This is a genomic window from Comamonas sp. BIGb0124 (assembly GCF_003752175.1).
Taxonomy (GTDB): Bacteria; Pseudomonadota; Gammaproteobacteria; order Burkholderiales; family Burkholderiaceae_C; genus Comamonas_F.
The window spans coordinates 87,873-107,775 of record NZ_RJVF01000015.1 but is presented as its reverse complement, the minus strand read 5'-3'; the positions used below and the strand labels follow the sequence as shown (position 1 = coordinate 107,775).

The following is a 19,903-nucleotide window of genomic DNA, read 5'->3' as shown; positions in this document are numbered from 1 at the left end:
GGGGTGCCGCCTTGCTTGCCAGAATATGCAAGTAGGCTGGCGCGGCGGCGCACGGGTGGGCCGCCGCGCGCCTCAGCGCCTGTGCCGCTGCATCTGCACCAGCTTCTCGAACAAGGCCTGGTCCTGCTCGTTCTTGATCAGGGCTCCCGCCAGTGGCGGCACCGCCAGTTCCTGGCCGGCCGGTGCAATCTCGGCGGCGGGCACGCCTTCGGCCATCAGCAGGCGCAGCCAGTCCAGCAGCTCGCTGGTCGAGGGCTTTTTCTTGAGGCCCGGCAGTTGCCGGATCCCGAGGAAGGTCTGCAGCGCGGCGGCCAGCAGCTCATCGTTCAGGCCCGGAAAGTGCACTGCGACGATGCGGCGCAGCGTCTCGGCCTCGGGGAACTTGATGTAATGGAAAAAGCAGCGGCGCAGAAAGGCGTCGGGCAGTTCCTTTTCGTTGTTCGAGGTGATGAACACCAGCGGCCGATGACGGGCCCGGACGAGCTCCCGTGTCTCGTAGCAGTAGAACTCCATGCGGTCGATTTCCCGCAGCAGATCGTTGGGGAACTCGATGTCGGCCTTGTCGATCTCGTCGATCAGCAGCACCACCGGCTCGTCGGCCACGAAGGCCTGCCACAGCACGCCCTGCACGATGTAGTTGCGGATGTCCTGCACCCGCCGGGCCGTGTCGTCCGAGACGCCGGCCAGTTGCGAATCGCGCAGCCGGTTGACCGCGTCATACTCATAGAGGCCCTGCTGCGCCTTGGTGGTCGACTTGATGTGCCATTGCAGCAGGGGCCGGCCCAGTGCCCGCGCGGCTTCCTCGGCCAGCAGCGTCTTGCCGGTGCCCGGCTCGCCCTTGACCAGCAAGGGCCGGCCCAGCGTGAGCGCGGCATTGACGGCCAGCATCAGGTCGGGTGTGGCCACGTAACGGTCGGTACCCTCGAACTTGGCATTGGCGGTCGTGCTCATGGCGTGTGTTCCTGTTCCTGTGGTTGTGGCGGGTTGTGGGCAAAAACGGGAGGGCGGCGCGAACGACGTGGCAGGCCCGCTCTCAGGTCGCCGGTCCGCGTGTGGCCTTGCGTTGCACGCAGTCGATATAGGCCTGGCCGTCGGGCGGGCGGCCCGAACGCTGGCTCTCCCACAGCATGCTGCCCAGGCAGTCCATGACGGCATGGTGCGCGTCGTGCAGCGAATCGAGCCGCGCGGCCAGCAGCTCGACCGCCTGTCGGATGCCGCGTGGCTGGTCGATGGAACATTGTTCGCTGATCGACAGGTGCATCGCCAGATGCAGGAAGGGGTTGCTCTGCCCGTTCTGTTCGTCGTAGCGGCGCAGCAGGGCCGCATCGACGTCTTCCAGGTCGGTGTGGTAGTGCGGGTGCTCGTCGATCCAGAGGGCTGCCAGCGTCTCGATGGCTTCCATCGGGGCGTTGACTCGGGATTTGGCGTAGACCGAGCAGAAAAAGCGTCGGACGTCGTCTTGTGAGGGATTAAACATGGCAGGATAAAAGCGGTCTCTGCCCCGCATCATGCCGCAAGCGGCGGCCTGTTGCCGACAGGCGCTCCTGCATGCCCTCGATCCGCTTGCCGCTCACCTCTTCATCGCCATGGAACGCTTCACGATCTCTCTCGACGATCAACTCGCCAAAGCCTTCGACGAACACATCGCCATGCGCGGCTACAGCAACCGCTCGGAAGCCGTGCGAGACATCCTGCATGTCCATCTGGCCGGTGCCCGCGAGGACCGCGACGCCGACGGGCCCTGCATAGCCTGCCTTTCGTATGTCTACAACCACCACGAGCGCGAGCTGTCGGAACGCCTGGCGCGCATTCAGCATGCCGACCACGCCCTGACGATTTCCACCACCCACGCTCACCTCGACCACGACAATTGCCTGGAGACGGTGCTGCTGCGCGGCCCGATGCGGGCGGTGCGGCGGTTTGCCGAACGCATCATCGCCGAGCGCGGCGTGCACCACGGCAGTGTGAATGTGGTGGCGGTCGAGCCGCACGCGCACCATCACGGCCACTCCCACGCCCCGTCGTCGATGTAGACCGCCACTGAATGCACCGATTGGGTGAATCTGGTCGTGATCCGTCGGTATGAAGTTTGCTTAAAACTTCTTACAAGGACGGAAAATGACTTCACAGACACCTTATTCATTCAGTGCGGCGATGGCCGCCGCCCTGCTGGCCTGGCCGGCCGCAGGGTGGAGCCAATCGGGGGCCGACGCCGTCGATGCATCGGCCGTCCATCCCGTACCCCGGCTCGCCGCCATCGAGGTCAAGGGGCAGGCCATGCAGGAGGCCGCAACCGCCTACACGGCCACCGCGATCGAGCGCGAGCAGATCCAGGATCTGCACATCGGCGAAACCCAGGCGCTGTTCCGCCACGTGCCGGGCATGACGGTTCAGAACTACCAGTTGCCCGGTGTGGCCGACGGCATCGTGATGCGGGGCTTCGGCGGCGGTGGCCATGGCGGCGACGTGGGCGCGGTGCTCGACGGCATCCCCTTGAACGAGGCCATGTCGCATGCCGACGGCTATGTCGATTTCAACGTCATCATTCCGCTGGAGATCGAGCGCTTCACGGTCTACAAGGGGCCGGTGTCGCCGCTGTACGGTAACTTCAACCGGGCGGGGCTGGTGGCGGTCAACACCCGCAAGGGCGGCATCTACAACGATCTCGATCTGCGTCTGGGCTCGCATTCGACCTTCGACGGCCAGTGGGCCCTGGGACGCCGGCTCGACCGGGGTGACGATGTGAACCTGGCGGCCCAGCATGCCCGCAGCAACGGTTTCCGGGCGCAGTCCGAGGCCGAGCGCAGCACGGTGGCCGGTCGCTGGCGGCACAGCCTGGGCCGCGATCTCGACATCGCGCTGTCGGGGCGCCTGCACCACGCCGAAGGCGATTCGGCCAGCTACATCACCGAGCAGCAGTTCCAGACCGATCCCTACGGCATCGATCCCCGGACCCAGAACGACGGTGCACGGAAAAACTTCGCGACCCTGCGCGCCGATGTGAACTACACCGTGGCGCCCGACCTCAAGCTGCTGAGCTTCGCCTACACGACGCGGCAGGATTTCACGCGCTGGTTCACGCGGCCCACGGCCGGCGGCTGGCGCCAGCGCGAGGAAAGCTACGACCGCACGGTGTATGGCGCAGGCACCAGCGTCAACGGCCATGCGGACATCGCGGGCCGGCACATCAACTGGGTCGCCGGCCTCGAGACGTTTCGCGAGAGCACCGACTACACGTATCACGACGGCACCCTCGCGCGCATGCGCACGGCTGCGGCGATCGACGACCGCCGATCCCGACTCAACAGCCTGTCGGTGTTCGGCGAGGCCGAGGCGCGGCTGCACCGCCTGTTCATGCCCACGCTCGGCATGCGTTGGGATCGCTTCAGCGGCGGTTGCCGCCTGTTGGGCGCCGAGACCGGCAGCGATCCGTGCGGACCTCTGGCCGGCATGAGCCACGCCAGCCCCAAGCTCGGTGTGCGCTCGGACGTGCTGCCCGGCCTGCTGCAGCTGCGTGCCAGTTGGGCCGAGGGCTTCGCTTTGCCCAGTACCTTCGCCAAGTACGCGCTGGGCGCCTCGGCGCTGGATCCGAATGTGTTCAGACAGACCGAGGTCGGTGCCCGCGCGACACCGCTGCCCGGCCTGGTGCTCGACGTCGCGGCCTACCGGCTCCAGTCCAGCGACGAAATCCGCACGGTGGCCCCGGGCGTCTACGAGAACGCCGGTGCCACACGCCGCACCGGCGTCGAGGCCAGCCTGCTGTGGGCCGTGCATCGCCGCGTGGATTTGTCGCTGGTCTACGGCAGCGCCCATTCGAGAGTCACCGAGAACGCCGCGGCCAGCCTGATCGGCAACCGCGTGGCAGGCGTGCCCCGGTACACCGGCACCGTGAGCGCGACCTGGAAGCCGCTGCCGAGGTGGGCCGGCACCGTCACCTGGCGCAAGGTGGGCGACTATGCCGTCAATGCGGCCAATACGGTCGACTATGGCGGCTACAGCACCTGGGACCTGGGCGTGAGCTACACGGCCAGCGGCGGCCGGCCTTACCGGATCTACGCCGAGGTGGCCAACCTGACCGACAAGGCCTATGCCACCACGGCTTCGGTCATCGGCGGCTCGACCCTCTATGCCCCCGGGGCGCCCCGCACCCTGAGCGCCGGCGTGCAGTTCCAATTCTGAAGACCATCCCTCCGACCCGATCCCTATGAAAACCATCGAAACCCTCGCCCCCATTCGCCGTGTTCGCGCTGCCTGGGCATTGAGTGCGGCGCTGAGCGCCTGGTTCGTGCCGCTGAGCGGCCATGCCCACAACGTGTGGCTGGAGCCCGATGCCCGCGGCGCCTACACGGTGCAGTTCGGCGGCCACGAAGGCCAGCTCGAACAGTTTCCTTTCGACAAGCTCAAGAGCGTGCACGCCTACGATCGCCGGGGCCGCGAGATCGGCGTCGAAGTGCTGCCGGCACCGGGCGGTGCCAAAGTCATTCCCCAGCGGCAGCCCGCCATGCTGGCCGCGGCGTTCGACAATGGATATTTCAGCAAGACGGACACCGGCCCGATGGTCAACAAGCCCATGAACGAGAACCCCGGTGCCACCAGCGGCGTGCATGCGGTGAAGTTCCACAAGACGCTCGTGCAATGGGGCGTGGTGGCCAAACGCGAACTGGGCCAGGCGTTCGAGATCGTGGCACTGCAGGCCGAGACCCCGAAGGCGGGCGAGCCCGTCGTTCTCCAGGTTCTTTTCGAGGGACGGCCGATCGAGGGCATCCGGGTCTCGCTGGGCGAGAACGGCCAGGTGACGCACAGCGATGCGAAGGGCCAGGTCTCGATACGGCCCTTCGCCGGCATGAACCAGGTGCTGGCGATCCGCCGTGTGGCCGTGGCCGATAATCCGCGCACGACCAGCACGAGTCACGAATACCTGTTCGCTTTCCCGGCACATCCCTGAAGGTGGCCGGCCGACGGCCGGCTTCGGGACGATCCTCGGATCCCGTGATCGACGCGTGCCTGGTACCCTCTGTCAAAAGACAAAAAAGGAGACAAGGCATGGCGTACTTCGAGACTCTGGCCGAACTGTCGGCACGGGCCGGCCAGACGGTGGCCGCCAGCGACTGGGTCGAGATCACCCAGCAGCACATCGACCTGTTTGCCGAGGCCACGGGCGATCGGCAGTGGATACACGTGGATGCCGAACGCGCCCGGCAAGGTCCGTTCGGCAGCACCATCGCCCATGGTTTCCTGACGCTCTCGCTGCTGCCGCGTTTCCTCGAGTCGGCCATCGAGATCGGCGGCTCGGGCATGGGCATCAATTACGGACTCAACCGCGTGCGGTTCATGGCGCCGGTGCCTGTCGGCAGCCGTCTGCGCGGCCACTTCAAGCTGCTGGCCAGCGAGCCGATCGACCGCAGCGGCGTGCAATACACCTGGGAACTGACGGTCGAGCGCGAGGGCCACGACAAGCCCGTGTGCGTGGCGGAATCGCTGGTGCGTCAGTACCCGTAAGTCGGCTTGCGTACGCCTGAACACCCTTGAGCGCCTGCGGCGCGGGGTGGGCGCTCAGCCTGCCGAGGACGGTGCCGCGTCCACGCCCAGACCGCCCAGCGGGGCCGCCTGCGCAAAGCCGTTCTGCCGCCAGGCCTCGAACACCGTCACCGCGACCGCGTTCGACAGATTCAGGCTGCGCTGACCTTCGCGCATCGGCAGGCGCAGCCATTGCCGGCTGTCGAGCGATTCGCGGATCGCGGGCGGCAGGCCTGCCGTTTCCGATCCAAAGACCAGCCAGTCGCCCGGCGCAAACGGCTGGGCGTGAACCGCCCGCGTGCCCCGCGTGGTGAGCGCGAACAGGCGGTCGGGCGCCGGCTGCTCCTGCTCCAGGAAGGCCTGCCAACTGGCGTGGCGCAGCAGATCTGCATACTCGTGGTAATCGAGACCCGCGCGCCGCATGTGTTTGTCGTCCATCGAGAAGCCCAGGGGCTCGACGAGGTGCAGCCGGCAGCCGGTGTTGGCGGCCAGGCGGATCACGTTGCCCGTGTTGGGCGGGATTTCGGGGTGGACGAGGACGATATTGAACATGGGCCGGCATTGTCGCGCGTTCCGGCGTCTTGCGGGGCCTGGGCCTCGTCATCCGCGGTCAATGCGCGTGCCAGCACCAGGGCACCGACCTGTGCGGCACCGGCCAACCGCAGGGCGCGGGTCGCTGCGGCCAGGGTGGCGCCCGTGGTCATGACGTCGTCGACCAGAAGGATGTGGCGGCCATCGACCAGGGCGGCCGCATGCGGGGGCACACGGTAGGCATCGCGCAGGCGAGCGAGCCGGTCGTCCCGCGAGCGGGCGTGCTGCGGGTCGGTGTGCAGCACGCGGCGCAGCAGGCCGGTGTTCATGCGCGGCCGCAGCAGCCGGGGCGCGTGGGCCAGCATGGCCCGCGCCAGGGCCTCGGCCTGGTTGTAGCCGCGCTCGCGCTGCCGCTGGTCCGACAAGGGCAGGGGGACGACCCAATCGGCGTCGGCCAACTGGGCACGCAGGCCCGGCGTGGCGGTCATCATCCGGCCCAGGCTGCGGGCGAGCCCCAGATCGTCGGCGAACTTGAGTCGCGCGGCCAGGCCGGACCAGGGGTGGGCGTAGTCGCGGCAGGCCAGCGCGAAGTCGAGCGGCGATGGCACGCGCAGGCAGTCGACACACCAGTCCTGCACGGCTGCTGCATCGCCCGTGTCGGGCAGGCGCTGGGCGCATGTGCGGCAGCGCGCAAAGGCCTCGCCGAAGGCCTGCACGCAGCGGTCGCACAAGGTGCGTTGCGGCCAGTGCTGGCAGATCCTGCAGCGGCTGGGCAGGTGCCAGGTGCGTGCGGCGGCGGCGCGGTCGTACAACGACAGGCATGCCGTGGCGAGACGGCGGACGATTCTCGGGCTGCGCGGTGTCATATCCTGCTCCCTGCATGACGGCTCGGGCCTCAATATACTGTGGGCCCGGCCAGGGTCCATGCTGTGCGACCCGGCTCTTCCGGCCCACGCATGACGACCACCTCGACGCCCGTTCCCCCCACCATCGATCCCGTTGCCGCCGAGCGCTGGCGTTTGCATGCCCCGGCCCAGTCTCCCTGGCTGCACGACGAGATCGGGCAGCGCATGGAAGACCGCCTGCAATGGATCAAGCGCCAGCCCGAAATCTGGGCCGACTGGACGCCGCTGCGCGGCGGCCAGGCTGCGCAAGCGCGGGTGCTGGCCCGTTATCCCCAGGCCGCGGCCGTGCTGGTCGAGCAGACCGAGTCCGGCCGGGCCGTGCTGCGCGATCGGCTGGTTCCCGATCTGCCCTGGTGGCGCCGACTGCCGACCGCCGGCAAACGCGTGACTGCGCCGCGCATCGTGGACGGATCCGAGGGTTTGCAGGTCGACCTGGTGTGGTCCAACATGCAACTGCACATGGCGGCCCGGCCCCAGGCGCTCATTCAGCAATGGTGCGACAGCCTGGTGCCCGACGGTTTCCTGATGTTTTCCTGCCTGGGGCCGGACACGGTGCGGGAACTGCGCGCACTGTATGCCCGCCTGGGCTGGCCGGTGGCCGGCCACGAGCTGACGGACATGCACGACTGGGGCGACATGCTGGTGCAGGCCGGTTTTGCCGAACCCGTGATGGACATGGAGCGCATCGTGCTGACCTACGACACGCCGGAGCGCCTGCTCGCGGAGCTGCGCGAGCTCGGACGCAACCTGCATCCCGCGCGTTTTGCCGGACTGCGCGGACGCCAGTGGCGCGAACGCCTGCTGGCGGCCTTGAGCGAAGGCCTGACCCGGACCGAGGACGGCCGCCTGGCCCTGACCTTCGAGGTGGTCTACGGCCATGCCTTCAAGGCCCCGCCGCGCGTGCCGCTGGCCGGGACCAGCAGCATCAAGCTCGACGACATGCGCAGCCTGCTCAAGGCCGGCCAGAAACCCGTGCGCTGACGCTGCCGGACACAGGTCCTACAATGCGCGGCTGGCTGCCGGCAGGGCGTCCCGCCTTGGCGCCGGCAGCACCCAAGCCTATGTTCCGTTTTCTTTCTTCTTCCTCGTCCGCCCGTTCGACGCCGGCCGCCCGACTGCTGCAGGCACTGCTTGCCTTGTCGGCTGCGCCTGCCGCCTGGGCGCAGGCCAGCCTCGTGGTGCCAGAACCCCAGGGCGAGCCGCATCTCGGCTTGCTGGCCCTTTGCGCCATCCTGTTCGCCGTGGTCTTCGCGGCCATGTTGATCGTCCTCTGGCGGCATCGGGTGCGGGTGCGCCGGCGTGGCGAACGGATGGACGAGTCCTGGTGGGTCGAGCTGTGCTGGAACCTGATCCCGCTGCTCATCGTGCTGGGCGCCGCCTGGCCGGTGTTCCGGCTGCTGACCGTCTGAATCCGGATCGTGCCCGGCGGCAGACCGCACATTAGACCCATTCGAAGACCCGCCGCTCGCCTGTGGATGTGGGCAAATGCTGATCTTTTTTGAAGGTCTTGTGTTTTCTGAAAAATCAAGTCCTTTGCCGATCGTGTTGTTTCAAAAGGGGTTTTTTGCCTTTTTGGCGACATGCTTGCCTGCCGTGAGGGGGTTTGTGCGTGCATCCTGGCGGGTTTGCGGTCCGATCCGGCAAAATACCGCCTCCGGCCAGAACGGCACACGCGTGCCTGCTGCCGGAACCCGTCGTGGCACGGGCCCGGTTCGGCCCGAGGTGTTTGCGCACGACATCCGAGCCGCCGCTGTCCCGCGCAGTGCCGGCGAGGTCATGAATCCCGCCTTATGAACAACGTGCAAGACCTCTACAACTGGGCTCCCGTGGCTCGCGTGATGCTCATGGGCATCATCGTCGCCCTGGGCCCCCTGGCGTGGATCTGGATGCGCAACCGCAAGGCCTCGTCGGCCCGCCGCCTGCGCCTGATCACGCTGATGACCTTGTTCCTGACCTTCGACCTCGTGCTGTTCGGCGCCTTCACGCGCCTCACCGACTCGGGCCTGGGTTGCCCGGACTGGCCCGGTTGTTATGGCCATGGCAGTCCGATCGGTGCCACCGAACACATCGCGGCGGCCCAGAGCGCCATGCCGACCGGCCCGGTCACGCATTCCAAGGCCTGGATCGAGATGGTGCACCGTTATCTGGCCACGGGTGTGGGCGTGCTCATCCTGACCATGACGATCAGCGCGTGGATGGAGCGCCGGCGCACGGCGGTCTCGCCCTGGTGGCCGACCTTCACCCTGGGCTGGGTGTTGCTGCAGGGCGCTTTCGGCGCCTGGACGGTGACCATGAAACTGTTCCCGCTCATCGTCACCGGGCACTTGATCGGCGGCCTGGTGCTGCTGGTGCTGCTGCGTGTGCAGTCCATGCAGTATGCGCAGGCGCACGGCGAGGCGCCGCGTGTGGCCGTCGGTGCCGGACTGCGAGCCCTGATGTGGGCGGGCGCGGCCGCGCTGTTCACGCAGGTGGCGCTGGGCGGCTGGGTGAGCACCAACTATGCGGTATTGGCCTGTACCGATTTCCCGATGTGCAATGGCTCGTGGTGGCCGTCCATGGATTTTGGCCAGGGTTTCCGGCTGTGGCGTGAGCTCGGCATGACGCACGACGGCAGCTACATCGGCGTCGAGGCGCTCACGGCCATCCATTACACCCACCGGCTGTTCGCTTATGCGGTGGTGGCCGTGCTGGGTGCGCTGGCCTGGCGCCTCTGGAACGTGCCCGGTCTGGGCAAACCGGCCCGTGTGCTGGCCGCGCTGGTGCTGATGCAGGTGGCCACCGGCATCAGCAATGTCGTGCTCGACTGGCCCCTGGCCGCCGCCGTGCTGCACACGGGAGGGGCTGCCGGCCTCACCGTGGTGTTGACCGGCATGCTCTGTGCCTCTTCGCGTCGCGCCGCCCCGGGGCTGGCGCACCGTTCCCCCGCCATGCAAGCGCCGGCCGACGGCGCCAGGCTGGCCTCTCCAGGAGTGTCGCCATGAGCGTGACCAAGACCCTGCCCGACATGACCCGCTGGCAGCAATACCACGCGCTGACCAAACCCAAGGTGGTCCAGCTCATCGTTTTCTGTGCCTTCATCGGCATGGTGCTGGCCGTGCCCAGCTTGCCCACCCTGGCGCAACTGCAGCGCATGGCCATTGCCTGCCTGGGCATCTGGCTGGTGGCGGGTGCCGCAGCCGCCTTCAACTGCCTGGTCGAGAAAACCATCGACGCCAACATGAAACGCACCGCCTGGCGCCCGACGGCGCGCGGTGAACTCAGCGACTGGCAGGCCCTGGGCTTCTCGGCCGTGCTGTGCGGTGCGGGCTCGCTGATTCTGTACTGGTGGGTCAATCCGCTGACGATGTGGCTGACCTTCGCCACTTTCGTGGGTTACGCGGTGATCTATACCGTGGTGCTGAAACCGCTGACGCCGCAGAACATCGTCATCGGCGGGGCCTCCGGGGCCATGCCGCCGGTGCTGGGCTGGGCCGCGTTGACCAACAGCGTCAGCGCCGAGGCCCTGCTGCTGTTCCTCATCATCTTCGTGTGGACGCCGCCGCATTTCTGGGCGCTGTCGCTCTACCGGGTCGAGGACTACCGCAAGGCCGGACTGCCCATGTTGCCCGTCACCCACGGCAGCGAATACACCCGCCTGCAGATCCTGCTCTACACGGTGATGCTGTTCGGCGCCTGCGTGTTGCCGTTTGCCTATGGCATGAGCTCCTGGCTCTACCTGGCCGCCGCCGTGGTGCTGAGTGCGGGTTTCTTTGTCTACGCCTGGGCCTTGAACGGCGCGTACTCCGAGGCACTGGCTCGCAAGACCTTCCGTTTTTCACTGGTCCATCTGAGTTTCCTGTTCCTGGCGCTGCTGCTGGACCATTACCTGTTCTGATTGCAGGTCGGCCGGCGCCTCTGGTGCCGCTGCAGCCTGCTGATGCCCGGCCCCGCGCTGCATGGCGCGCCTGGGGGCCGTGTCCCGAGTCCATTCCGAATTGCCCGAGGAGCTGCCGCCATGCCGTATCGATCTGCCCCGACCTCCGAGCCCTTGGCCCCATCCGCCTCGGTGCCCTCGACCCGCCGCCGGGGGCTGATGGCCCTGGGCCTGGGCGTGCTGACCACCACGGTGCTGGGCGCGTTGACGGGCTGCAACCTCACCAAACCCGATTTCAAGGCGGTCGACGTCACCGGCGCCAGCTATGCGCAGGGCTTCACCCTCACCGATGCGCAGGGCCAGAGGCGCAGCCTGAGCGACTACAGCGGCAAGCTGGTCGTGGTGTTCTTCGGCTTCACGCAGTGTCCCGACGTCTGCCCGACCACCTTGGCCGAACTGGCCGAGGTCAAGCAGATGCTGGGGACGGATGGCGACAAGCTGCAGGGCATCTTCATCAGCGTCGATCCCGAACGCGACACGCCGGAAATCCTGCAGGCCTATGTCGGCAATTTCGACCCCGGTTTTGTCGCCCTGCGGCCGACGCCCGAGGAACTCGCCGAGGTCGCCAAGGCCTACAAGGTGTACTACGCCAAGGTGCCGGGGAGTACGCCCGAAACCTACACCATGGACCACACGGCCGGCAGCTTTGTCTACGACACCCGCAACAAGCTGCGCCTTTTCACACGCTACGGCAGCGGCGCGCAGGCTCTGGCCGACGACCTCAAGATCCTGCTGTCCGAGCAGAAGGCCTAACCGGCCCGGCGCCAATCGCGAAAGCGGTAGCGCAGGCCGTTGCGCGAGGTCAGCCAGTCGCCGGTCTCGTCCTGCAGGCCTTCGGAGCCGTGGGCAAGCTGCCAGTCCGTGCCCAGCTCGGGCGCCCGGGCGTCGCCCTCGAACGCCTGTTCGAGCTCGGTGACCAGGACACGGTCGGCCAGGGGCAGGGCCGCGGCATAGATCTGTGCGCCGCCCATGACCCAGATCTCGGCATCCGCGCCGGCGAGTTGCCCGGCCAGAGCCAGGGCCTCGGGCACACCGGCAGCCGTGACGGCGCCGTCGGCCTGCCAGCCTTGCTGGCGCGTGACCACGATGTTGAGCCGGCCCGGCAGCGGCCGGAAGGCCGGCGGCAACGAGTCCCAGGTCTTGCGGCCCATGACCACCGGGCGGCCGCTGGTCTGTTTTCTGAAATGCGCCAGATCTTCCGGCAAGTGCCAGGGCAATGTGTTGTCGCGGCCGATGACGCCGTTGGCGGCTTGCGCGTAGATCAGGTTGACACTCATGGGGATCGTCGTCTGGGGGTTGGGGAACAGCTCCGGGATTGTGCCTTGTCCAAAAGGCCGATCGGCTCATCCGCGCCGCGGTCATGGCCCGCCGATGGGCAGCAGGCGGGCTGCACGCGAGAAAGAATCTTGAAATTCGCGCCATAAATGGACACAAATTGACAAATCGAGACATAATTTAGGTCAGGCGTGAGACTGCTTCTCATTGCTTGCTCTCCGCTCCGGTGGACGGGCCACGTCCATCTTGCCCAGCCTGACATGAAAACGAATTTAACGAGCGAGACGCTTCTGAAAAAGCATCGGATCCGGCCGACCCAGGCACGAATCGCCATGCTGGAGGGCCTCAAGACAGCCGACCCCGAAAGCCTCAATGCGGAGGAGATGTACACACTGCTGTTCGAGCAGGGGCATGCCGTGTCGATGGGGACCATCTATCGGGTCTTCAACCAGCTCGAGCACGTCGGTGTTCTGGTCAGGGAGTGGGACGATCAGCATCGCGGGCGCTACCGGATGGCCACCAGTGGGCAGCCTGCCTATTTCCGGCTGATCTGTCGTCAGACCGGCCGCACCATCCACATCGAAGACGAAAAACTGAGGCAGCTGTTTGTCGGTGCGGCCGCAGCGAAGGGCGTCGCGCTGGGCGAACAGACCCTCGATGTCTATGCGGATTGCACGGCCTGACGGCTGTTGCGAATGCACAACGAGAATTGCGACTGATACCGATTCTTGTTTTGTTATTTTATTGAATCATTCTCTTTCCTTTTATTATTCTTGCCACGTTCAGCAGCGGTTTAAAAACAGACAACAGGAAACATGAGCTCGACGTAGTTTCTATTACTACTAGGAGGACTACATGTCTGTTTTCGAGACACCTGCAACGGCTCGGTTCAAGCCGTCGCGCATGGCGATGTGGGTTTCGCTGGCATTCCCTTTGAGCCAGGCGTGTGCCCAGGAGACCACGCTCAGCCCCGTCACGGTCACCGCGCCTGCGGAAACCCCGAGCTATCAGGTCGAGCGGGCCGCTTCGCCCAAGTTCACGGCGCCCCTGCTCGATACCCCCAAGTCGGTCACCATCATTCCACGTGAAGTGCTCGACGAGCGGGGCGCGGTGTCTCTGGCCGATGTGCTCAGGACGACGCCGGGTATTTCGCTCGGATCGGGCGAGGGCGGCACGCCCATGGGCGACCGCCCGTTCATCCGGGGTTACGAAGCCAGCACCGACATGTTCATCGACGGGGTGCGCGACCTGGGCCGATTTGCCCATGAGGCTTTCAACATCGAACAGGTCGAAGTGGTCAAGGGACCCGGCTCCGCCTACAGCGGCCGCGGCTCGACCGGGGGAAGCATCAACCTCGTGAGCAAAAAACCGTTGAATGAAAACTTCATTCACGGCAGCCTGGGTCTGGGAACCGACCAGTACGGCCGGGTGACCGCCGACGTCAACCGGGTGCTGGCCCCCGGCGTGGCGGCGCGCCTGAACGTGATGAAGCACACGGCCGACGTTCCCGGACGGGATACCGTGGACCAGGATCGCTGGGGCATCGCGCCTTCGGTGACATTCGGCGTCGGCGGACCGACCCGCGCGACCGTCAGCTACTACGGTCTGCGCGCCGACGATGTGCCTGATCTCGGCCATCCTTTCGACACCGGCTTGCCAGGTGCCGCGGGCCGGCCGGTCAACGTGGATCGCGACAACTTCTACGGTGTGGCCGGTCGCGACAAACGCAGCAACGATGCCGATGTCGGAACCATCGATCTGGAACACGATGTCTCGGGCGATCTGAAGATCCGCAACGTGACGCGCTGGTCGCAGACCACCAACAAGTACATCATGTCGCGGCCTTCGATCCATGCCGCATCGGGCATGGTCAATCGTGACTGGCGGGCCTCGAACAAACGCAACGAAGCGCTGACCAACCAGACCGATGTCTCGGGCAAGTATCGCTTGGGCCAGTTCGACAACGATTTCTCGCTGGGCCTGGAATTCAGCCGCGAAAAGCTTTCGGACGGCAGCACCGGCACCACGACTGCCGTCGGACGGACCGACCTCTACAACCCCAATCCCTACCTGCCTGCCTACACCGGCACGACGATCGGTGATTTCGGATCGGATTACGAGCTGGCGAACAAGACGTCGACCAAGGCGATCTACGGTTTCAACACCTTGCACCTGCACGAGCAATGGGATCTGAACCTGGGCGTGCGCTGGGACCACTACAGCGTGACCGACGGCACGGCCGGCCGCACCGATGCCATGCTGAACTACCAGGTCGGACTGGTGTACAAGCCACGGCCCAACGGCAGCGTGTATGTGGCGTACGGCACGTCCTCCAATCCGTCGGGCGAGACGGCCGGCCAGTCCGGCGGGGCCGATGGGGCCGCCGGGGGCGGCCTGGGCGGCAACCGCGTGAATCTCGAGCCCGAGAAGAACCGCAGCCTGGAGCTGGGTACCAAGTGGGATGTGCTGGACAAACGCCTCTCGCTGACCGCCGCCGTTTTCCAGACCGACAAAAAGAACCAACGCGCCGGCGATCCGCTCACGGGCGACGTCGAGCTGATCGGCAACAACCGCACGCGCGGACTGGAACTGGGGGCATCCGGCAACGTCACGCCCAACTGGGCGGTGTTCGGCGGCTATACCTACCTCGATCCCAAGCTGAAGGACGACGGCGCCGGCAGCAACGACGGCAAGAAACTGAAGTACATCGCCAAGAACAGCCTGAGCGTGTGGACCACGTACAAGCTGCTGCCGAACCTGACCCTGGGCGGCGGTGCGACCTACATGTCCAGCCGCTGGATGAACGACGCCAACACGCTCGAATTGCCGTCCTACTGGCGGTACGACGCGATGGCCACGTATGTGATCAACCGCAACATCAACATCCGACTCAATGTGCTGAACCTGGCCGACAAGACCATCTACGACGGCTCGCACGTCGGCATCTTCGCCAATGTGTCTCCGGGCCGCTCGGCGATTGCCACGGTGAACTTCAGCTATTGATCGGAAGGCCCGCAAGCGAGACCTGCCCTGCCTTGCGCGCAGGGCAGGGCAGTCATCCTCCGAATCGAATGTTGCGAACAAGACACATTTGGGCAATAACTGACAAGGATAGAGATAAACGCATTGTGAATCATTCTTCTCACCGATAGGATTCGGCTGCGCCAAAAAACCAAGGGCCACGACGACGGCTCGTCCTACTGTGTGCGCACTCTTCTGAGAGGGAAAATTCATGACTGCAAAACAGGTCGGCCGCAAGGCCTGCCCACTCCAACTTACGCCAGTCGCCATCGTGATCGGGCTCATGCTGCCCCTGGCGAATGCGCATGCCCAGACCTCGGCGGCGACCTTGCCGGCGGTGACGGTGACCGGCACGCAGGACGCTGCGATCAAGGTGGACCATGCGCCGAGCAGCAAATTCACGGCGCCCCTGATCGAGACCCCCAAGACGGTCACGGTCATCACGCAGGAAGTGATGCAGCAGACCGCGGTGACGAATCTTGCCGACGCGCTGCGTTCGACCCCCGGCATCACCTTCGGTGCGGGTGAAGGCGGCAACCCCGTCGGCGACCGCCCGTTCATGCGCGGCAGCGACGCCCAGTCCAGCATCTTTGTCGACGGCCTGCGCGACATCGCCGCCGGTTCGCGCGAGGTGTTCAACCTCGAATCGGTGGAAGTCATCAAGGGCTCGGATTCGGCCTATGCCGGCCGTGCCGGTGCGGGCGGCAGCATCAACCTCTCGACCAAGGCACCCCGGAACGAGAACTTCATTGCCGGCTCGGTCGGCCTGGGCACGGACAACTACAAGCGCACCACGGTCGACGGCAACTGGAGCGACGGCCAGGGCATCGCCGCCCGCCTGAACGTGATGGCCCACGACGCCGACGTACCCGGCCGCAACGGTCCGGACAACACCCGCTGGGGCATTGCACCTTCGGTGACGTTCGGCCTGGATACCCCCACGCGCGTGACGCTGCAGTACTACCATCTGCAAAGCAACGACACGCCCGACGGCGGCGTGCCCTACGACCTGCCCGCCACGCTGCCCACCACGGGCGAGCTGACGATCAAACCCACCTTCGGCGGCAACCGCGACAACTGGTATGGCCTGAAGGACCGTGATTTCCGCAAGGAAAAGACGGACACCGGTACCCTCACCGTCGAGCACGATCTTTCGGCAACCCACAAATTCCGCAACACCCTGCGCTACAGCCACAGCACGCAGGACTACGTATGGACGCAGCCCGACGACAGCCATGCCAATGTCGCCAACGGCAATGTCTGGCGCCGCTTCAACAGCCGGTACTCGACGATCCAGACGCTGGCCAATCAGTCCGAAGTGACGGGTGCAACCACAGGCTACGGCATCAAGCATCGCTATGCCTTCGGCCTGGAGCTCTCGCGCGAGGAAGTCAAGAACGACAGCTACGCACTGGCCGCCGGCGCATTCGCCACCGAGTACGCCCGTGTCAGCGGCATCCGCACCGGAGCGGGCTGTGCCGCCGCGCTCTACGGCATCTGCACGAGCCTGAGCAACCCCAACGGCAACGACGCCTGGCAGGGCACGCTGGCGCGCAACAACAACCCGGCCGAGTTCACCAACAACACGGCTTCGCTGTACGGATTCGACACCATCGAGCTGGCGCCGGCCTGGCTGCTGAACGTCGGCGTGCGCGCCGACAAGTACCGCAGCAAGCAGCTCACGGCGATTGCGACCAGCGGCGCCACCGCCGGCACCCGTTCGCGCTACGACCGGGACGACACGCTTTTCAACTACCAACTGGGACTCGTGTACAAGCTGGCGCCGAACGGCAATGTGTACGCCAGCGTCGGCTCGTCGTCCACGCCGGGCAACAGCTCGCTCGGCCAGGGCCAGGAAGGCCAATCGATTGCATCCGACGTGCTGCAGCTTCTCAAGCCCGAGAAGACCCGTTCGTACGAGATCGGCACCAAGTGGGAGCTGTTCGAGAAACAGCTGTCGCTGACGGGCGCACTGTTCCGCAACGACACGACCAATGCCCGCATCACCAATCCCGACAACACGGTATCGATGGCCGGCAGCAAGCAGGTCGACGGGATCGAGCTGGGCTTTGCCGGCCGCATCACCAAGGCCTGGGACGTGTTCGGCGGCTACACCTACATGGACAGCGAACAGAAGGATCTGGGCAAGCAGGCCGATGGCCGCGATCGTGCAGGCACCGGGCTGGCCTTCCCCAATACGCCCAAGCACAGCTACAGCCTGTGGACGAGTTACCACTTCACGCCGAAGTTCACGGCCGGCGTGGGCATCTACGGCCAGAGCGAGGTGGTGGGCAACTACGCGTACAGCGGCAATGCGCTGATCAAGCGTGCGATCGGCGGCTACACGCGTTTCGACGCGATGGCCAGCTACGCGTACAGCCGCAACGTGACCTTGCAGCTCAACGTCAGCAACCTGTTCGACAAGACCTACTACGGTTCGACCTACACCACGCACTACGCGACGCTGGCCAATGGCCGCTCGGCGGTGCTGTCGGCCAACGTGAAGTTCTGACCGAGCCGGCCCGAGGGCACGGAAGGCCGCTGCGCCATCCGATGGCGCGACGGGCGCCCCGAGCCTGGGCCGGGGCGCTTCGGCGTTCAGGCCGTCTCGGGCACCACGGGCTTCAGGTGAATCCGGGCCTCGAAACCGCTGGCGTAGCCCGGCGGCGGCGAGAGCAGTTCGAGCTCGCCGTGGTTGCGCTGGACGATGCTCGACGTGATGGACATGCCCAGGCCGTAGCCGGCGCTGTCCGTGGCGTGCCGGACATGGCGGCTTTGTAGCGTCAGCATGTGCCCGGCATCGACCCCTGGCCCATAGTCGCGCACGACCAGGGTCGCGGGGGCCTGGACCCGAATCTCGACCTTGGCGCCTTTTGCGTAGCGCAGGGCGTTCTCGACCAGGTTGCGCAATGCGATGGCGAGCGTATCCGGGTCCACCAGCGCCGTGACCGGTCCGCTCGGCTCGTCGTGCTCGGGCTCGATCACGTCGAGCTGACGCATCGCCTGCGCGTTGCCCCAGAACTCCCCGGCCACCGTCGTCGCGAGTGCCGCGAGATCCACGACCTGCTGGCCCAGCGAGGCGGCCGATTCGGCGCGCGAGAGCTGCAGCAGTTTTTCGGTGCGATGGGCCAGCGTCTTCAGCCCGTCGAGCGCGGCATGGACATCGTCGCGCGCAAAGTCGCCATCGAGCGCGGCCTGCAGCCGCAGCATGGCCACGGCCAGCGGCGTGCGCAGTTCATGCGCCGCGTTGGCAGCCAGCGCGCGTTCCACATCCAAAGCGTCCGACAGGCGCTGCAGCATGCGGTTGACGTCTTCGCCCACGGCACGTGGCTCCAGCGGCATCCGGCCGACGTCGATCGGACTGAGATCGGAGCCGCTGCGCCGGCTGATCTGCTGCTGCAGGCTCTGCAGGACCGACAGCTCGCGGCGGGCGATGCCGCGCAGCAGCAGCGTCAGCGCCAGCAGCACCAGCACCATCACCGCGACCAGCGTCAGCAGGGCGTTCATCAGCACCTCGATGCGCTCGGCGAGCGGATCGGCCAGTTGCAAGTAGAGCTCGCGGTAGGGGTGCTCGGCCACGTAGATGCGCCATTCGCCCTGGTCGTAGAAGCCCTCGAGCAGCGGAATGCCGAAGGCCTGCGCGGGCGCTGAGCCCGATCGCAGCACCACGTGTCCCTGGCCGTCGACGAGCTGGTAGGTCAGGGGCAGGGTGTTGATGATGGGTTCCTTGGCGATGACCGGGCTGTCGCCGGGAGCCTTGTGGGCGGCGACGGCATCGTCGTACTGGCTGACCGCGACGTCGATCAGGCGATGGGCGCTTTCCATCAGCTCGGCATCGAAGTTCTCGTTGGTCTTTTCGTAGATGAACCACGAAACCCCCAGGATGCACACCAGCCAGACGGCCGCCAGCGCCAGCAGCAGGGCACGGGTCAGCCGGTCGGCCAGGCTCACCGGGCGAGCCGGACGCAGCGGATCAGTCCTCATGGCGCCGGCTCATCCGTGGTTTTCCCCGGTCGTCAGCCGGTATCCCAGGCCGCGCTGGGTCTGGATGTGTTCACGCCCGAGCTTGCGGCGCAGACGGCTGATGAAGACCTCGAGCGTGTTGCTGTCGGCCTCCTGATCGAAACCGTAGAGTGCATCCTGCAGGGCTTCGCGGGTGTGCAGCCAGTCGGGCCGGGCGGCCATGGCGTGCAGCAGCGCCCATTCCTTGGGCGTGAGCACGATGGGCATGCCGGCCTTGCGCACCATGTCGCGGGCCAGATCGATCTCGAGTGAGCCGAGCTGCAGCACCGCGCTGCGGTTGGCGCCGCGCCGGCGCTCGATGGCACGCAGACGAGCCAGCAGTTCCTCGGGATCGTACGGTTTGGTGAGGTAGTCGTCGGCACCGGCATCCAGGCCCCGGATGCGATCGCTGACCTGGTCGCGTGCCGTCAGTACGATGGTGATCGGCGGGTCGTCCAATGCCCGCAACGTCGGCAGCAGGGTCAGGCCGTCGCCGTCGCCCAGGTGCAGATCCAGCAGCACAGCGGCGTAGCTGGCTGCAGCCACATGCGCGCGGGCCTGCGCCAGGCTGGGCACGGTATCGATCACATAGGGCTTGCCGCGCAGGTAGGCCACCACGGCCTGGGCGAGGGCGGCATCGTCTTCAACCAGCAGTATGCGCATGGGCGGACTTTCTTCCGATAGGAGTGTGCTGGGCGGGTGACGTCATGCCGCGCATCAGGCCAGGGCAACCTGAACG

Annotated in this window: 20 protein-coding genes; 13 read left to right on the top strand and 7 right to left on the bottom strand. The window is 66.3% G+C overall.

The window, feature by feature from the left end; translation table 11 throughout:
• Positions 1-72: 72 nt before the first annotated feature.
• Both EC845_RS20195 and EC845_RS20190 read right to left on the bottom strand, forming a co-directional pair.
• Positions 73-951, bottom strand: a complete 879-nt coding sequence (locus EC845_RS20195) for a MoxR family ATPase (protein ID WP_123299947.1) — start codon at positions 949-951, stop codon at positions 73-75.
• A gap of 82 nt (positions 952-1,033) precedes the next feature.
• Positions 1,034-1,477, bottom strand: a complete 444-nt coding sequence (locus tag EC845_RS20190) for a DUF1841 family protein (RefSeq protein ID WP_123300189.1) — start codon at positions 1,475-1,477, stop codon at positions 1,034-1,036.
• A 109-nt stretch (positions 1,478-1,586) separates the two neighbouring features.
• On the opposite strand from EC845_RS20190, the gene nikR reads away from it, so the two are divergent.
• The 4 genes from nikR to EC845_RS20170 all read left to right on the top strand — a co-directional run bounded on the left by nikR (position 1,587) and on the right by EC845_RS20170 (position 5,499).
• The gene (gene nikR / locus EC845_RS20185) at positions 1,587-2,033 is read left to right on the top strand and encodes a nickel-responsive transcriptional regulator NikR (protein ID WP_123300187.1); all 447 of its coding nucleotides are present in this window, start codon (positions 1,587-1,589) and stop codon (positions 2,031-2,033) included.
• Positions 2,034-2,118: 85 nt separating this feature from the next.
• Positions 2,119-4,179 (top strand): TonB-dependent receptor, encoded by a 2,061-nt coding sequence (locus tag EC845_RS20180; RefSeq protein WP_233598195.1) that lies wholly within the window; start codon positions 2,119-2,121, stop codon positions 4,177-4,179.
• Positions 4,180-4,204: 25 nt separating this feature from the next.
• Positions 4,205-4,945 (top strand): DUF4198 domain-containing protein, encoded by a 741-nt coding sequence (locus EC845_RS20175; protein ID WP_123299945.1) that lies wholly within the window; start codon positions 4,205-4,207, stop codon positions 4,943-4,945.
• Positions 4,946-5,043: 98 nt separating this feature from the next.
• A complete protein-coding gene (locus tag EC845_RS20170; protein ID WP_123299944.1) occupies positions 5,044-5,499 on the top strand; it encodes a MaoC family dehydratase in 456 nt (151 codons plus the stop codon).
• Between the two features lie 54 nt (positions 5,500-5,553).
• Here the strand turns inward: EC845_RS20170 and trmL are convergent, their stop codons facing one another.
• Together trmL and EC845_RS20160 are read right to left on the bottom strand one after the other, a co-directional pair.
• The gene (trmL, locus tag EC845_RS20165) at positions 5,554-6,069 is read right to left on the bottom strand and encodes a tRNA (uridine(34)/cytosine(34)/5-carboxymethylaminomethyluridine(34)-2'-O)-methyltransferase TrmL (RefSeq protein ID WP_123299943.1); all 516 of its coding nucleotides are present in this window, start codon (positions 6,067-6,069) and stop codon (positions 5,554-5,556) included.
• Positions 6,015-6,914 carry a ComF family protein gene (locus EC845_RS20160; protein WP_158615742.1) on the bottom strand — a complete coding sequence of 300 codons (900 nt, stop codon included), beginning with the start codon at positions 6,912-6,914 and terminating at the stop codon, positions 6,015-6,017. Before EC845_RS20160 ends, trmL begins: the two co-directional genes overlap by 55 nt.
• A 90-nt stretch (positions 6,915-7,004) precedes the next feature.
• Here EC845_RS20160 and EC845_RS20155 point away from each other — a divergent pair, with 90 nt between their 5' ends.
• The 6 genes from EC845_RS20155 (at position 7,005) to EC845_RS20135 (ending at position 11,619) form a co-directional block, all read left to right on the top strand.
• Positions 7,005-7,934, top strand: coding sequence for a biotin synthase (locus EC845_RS20155; RefSeq protein WP_123299942.1), 930 nt, complete (start codon positions 7,005-7,007; stop codon positions 7,932-7,934).
• A gap of 80 nt (positions 7,935-8,014) precedes the next feature.
• Positions 8,015-8,362, top strand: coding sequence for a cytochrome c oxidase subunit II transmembrane domain-containing protein (locus tag EC845_RS20150; RefSeq protein ID WP_148077358.1), 348 nt, complete (start codon positions 8,015-8,017; stop codon positions 8,360-8,362).
• 76 nt (positions 8,363-8,438) lie between these two features.
• The gene (locus tag EC845_RS22220; RefSeq protein ID WP_148077357.1) at positions 8,439-8,747 is read left to right on the top strand and encodes a hypothetical protein; all 309 of its coding nucleotides are present in this window, start codon (positions 8,439-8,441) and stop codon (positions 8,745-8,747) included.
• Complete coding sequence (locus EC845_RS20145; RefSeq protein ID WP_123299940.1) at positions 8,744-9,934, top strand: heme A synthase; 1,191 nt, start codon at positions 8,744-8,746, stop codon at positions 9,932-9,934. Before EC845_RS22220 ends, EC845_RS20145 begins: the two co-directional genes overlap by 4 nt.
• The gene (gene cyoE, locus EC845_RS20140; protein ID WP_123299939.1) at positions 9,931-10,827 is read left to right on the top strand and encodes a heme o synthase; all 897 of its coding nucleotides are present in this window, start codon (positions 9,931-9,933) and stop codon (positions 10,825-10,827) included. The genes EC845_RS20145 and cyoE overlap by 4 nt, the downstream gene beginning before the upstream one ends.
• A gap of 120 nt (positions 10,828-10,947) precedes the next feature.
• Positions 10,948-11,619 (top strand): SCO family protein, encoded by a 672-nt coding sequence (locus tag EC845_RS20135; RefSeq protein ID WP_370451365.1) that lies wholly within the window; start codon positions 10,948-10,950, stop codon positions 11,617-11,619.
• Here EC845_RS20135 and EC845_RS20130 read toward each other — a convergent pair.
• Positions 11,616-12,143, bottom strand: a complete 528-nt coding sequence (locus EC845_RS20130; protein ID WP_123299937.1) for a dihydrofolate reductase — start codon at positions 12,141-12,143, stop codon at positions 11,616-11,618. The two genes, EC845_RS20135 and EC845_RS20130, sit on opposite strands and share 4 nt — an antisense overlap.
• Positions 12,144-12,401: 258 nt before the next feature.
• Between EC845_RS20130 and EC845_RS20125 the strand changes: the two genes are divergently transcribed.
• The 3 genes from EC845_RS20125 to EC845_RS20115 all read left to right on the top strand — a co-directional run bounded on the left by EC845_RS20125 (position 12,402) and on the right by EC845_RS20115 (position 17,674).
• Positions 12,402-12,824, top strand: a complete 423-nt coding sequence (locus EC845_RS20125) for a Fur family transcriptional regulator (RefSeq protein ID WP_123299936.1) — start codon at positions 12,402-12,404, stop codon at positions 12,822-12,824.
• Positions 12,825-12,996: 172 nt separating this feature from the next.
• On the top strand, positions 12,997-15,144 hold the full coding sequence (locus EC845_RS20120; RefSeq protein ID WP_199739874.1) for a TonB-dependent siderophore receptor: 2,148 nt from the start codon (positions 12,997-12,999) through the stop codon (positions 15,142-15,144).
• A gap of 229 nt (positions 15,145-15,373) precedes the next feature.
• Positions 15,374-17,674 (top strand): TonB-dependent siderophore receptor, encoded by a 2,301-nt coding sequence (locus EC845_RS20115; RefSeq protein ID WP_233598194.1) that lies wholly within the window; start codon positions 15,374-15,376, stop codon positions 17,672-17,674.
• An 86-nt stretch (positions 17,675-17,760) separates the two neighbouring features.
• Here the strand turns inward: EC845_RS20115 and EC845_RS20110 are convergent, their stop codons facing one another.
• Entirely contained in the window at positions 17,761-19,146 is a 1,386-nt protein-coding gene (locus EC845_RS20110; RefSeq protein ID WP_123299934.1) for an ATP-binding protein, read from the bottom strand.
• 9 nt (positions 19,147-19,155) lie between these two features.
• Positions 19,156-19,827 carry a response regulator transcription factor gene (locus EC845_RS20105; protein ID WP_123299933.1) on the bottom strand — a complete coding sequence of 224 codons (672 nt, stop codon included), beginning with the start codon at positions 19,825-19,827 and terminating at the stop codon, positions 19,156-19,158.
• Positions 19,828-19,903: the final 76 nt, after the last annotated feature.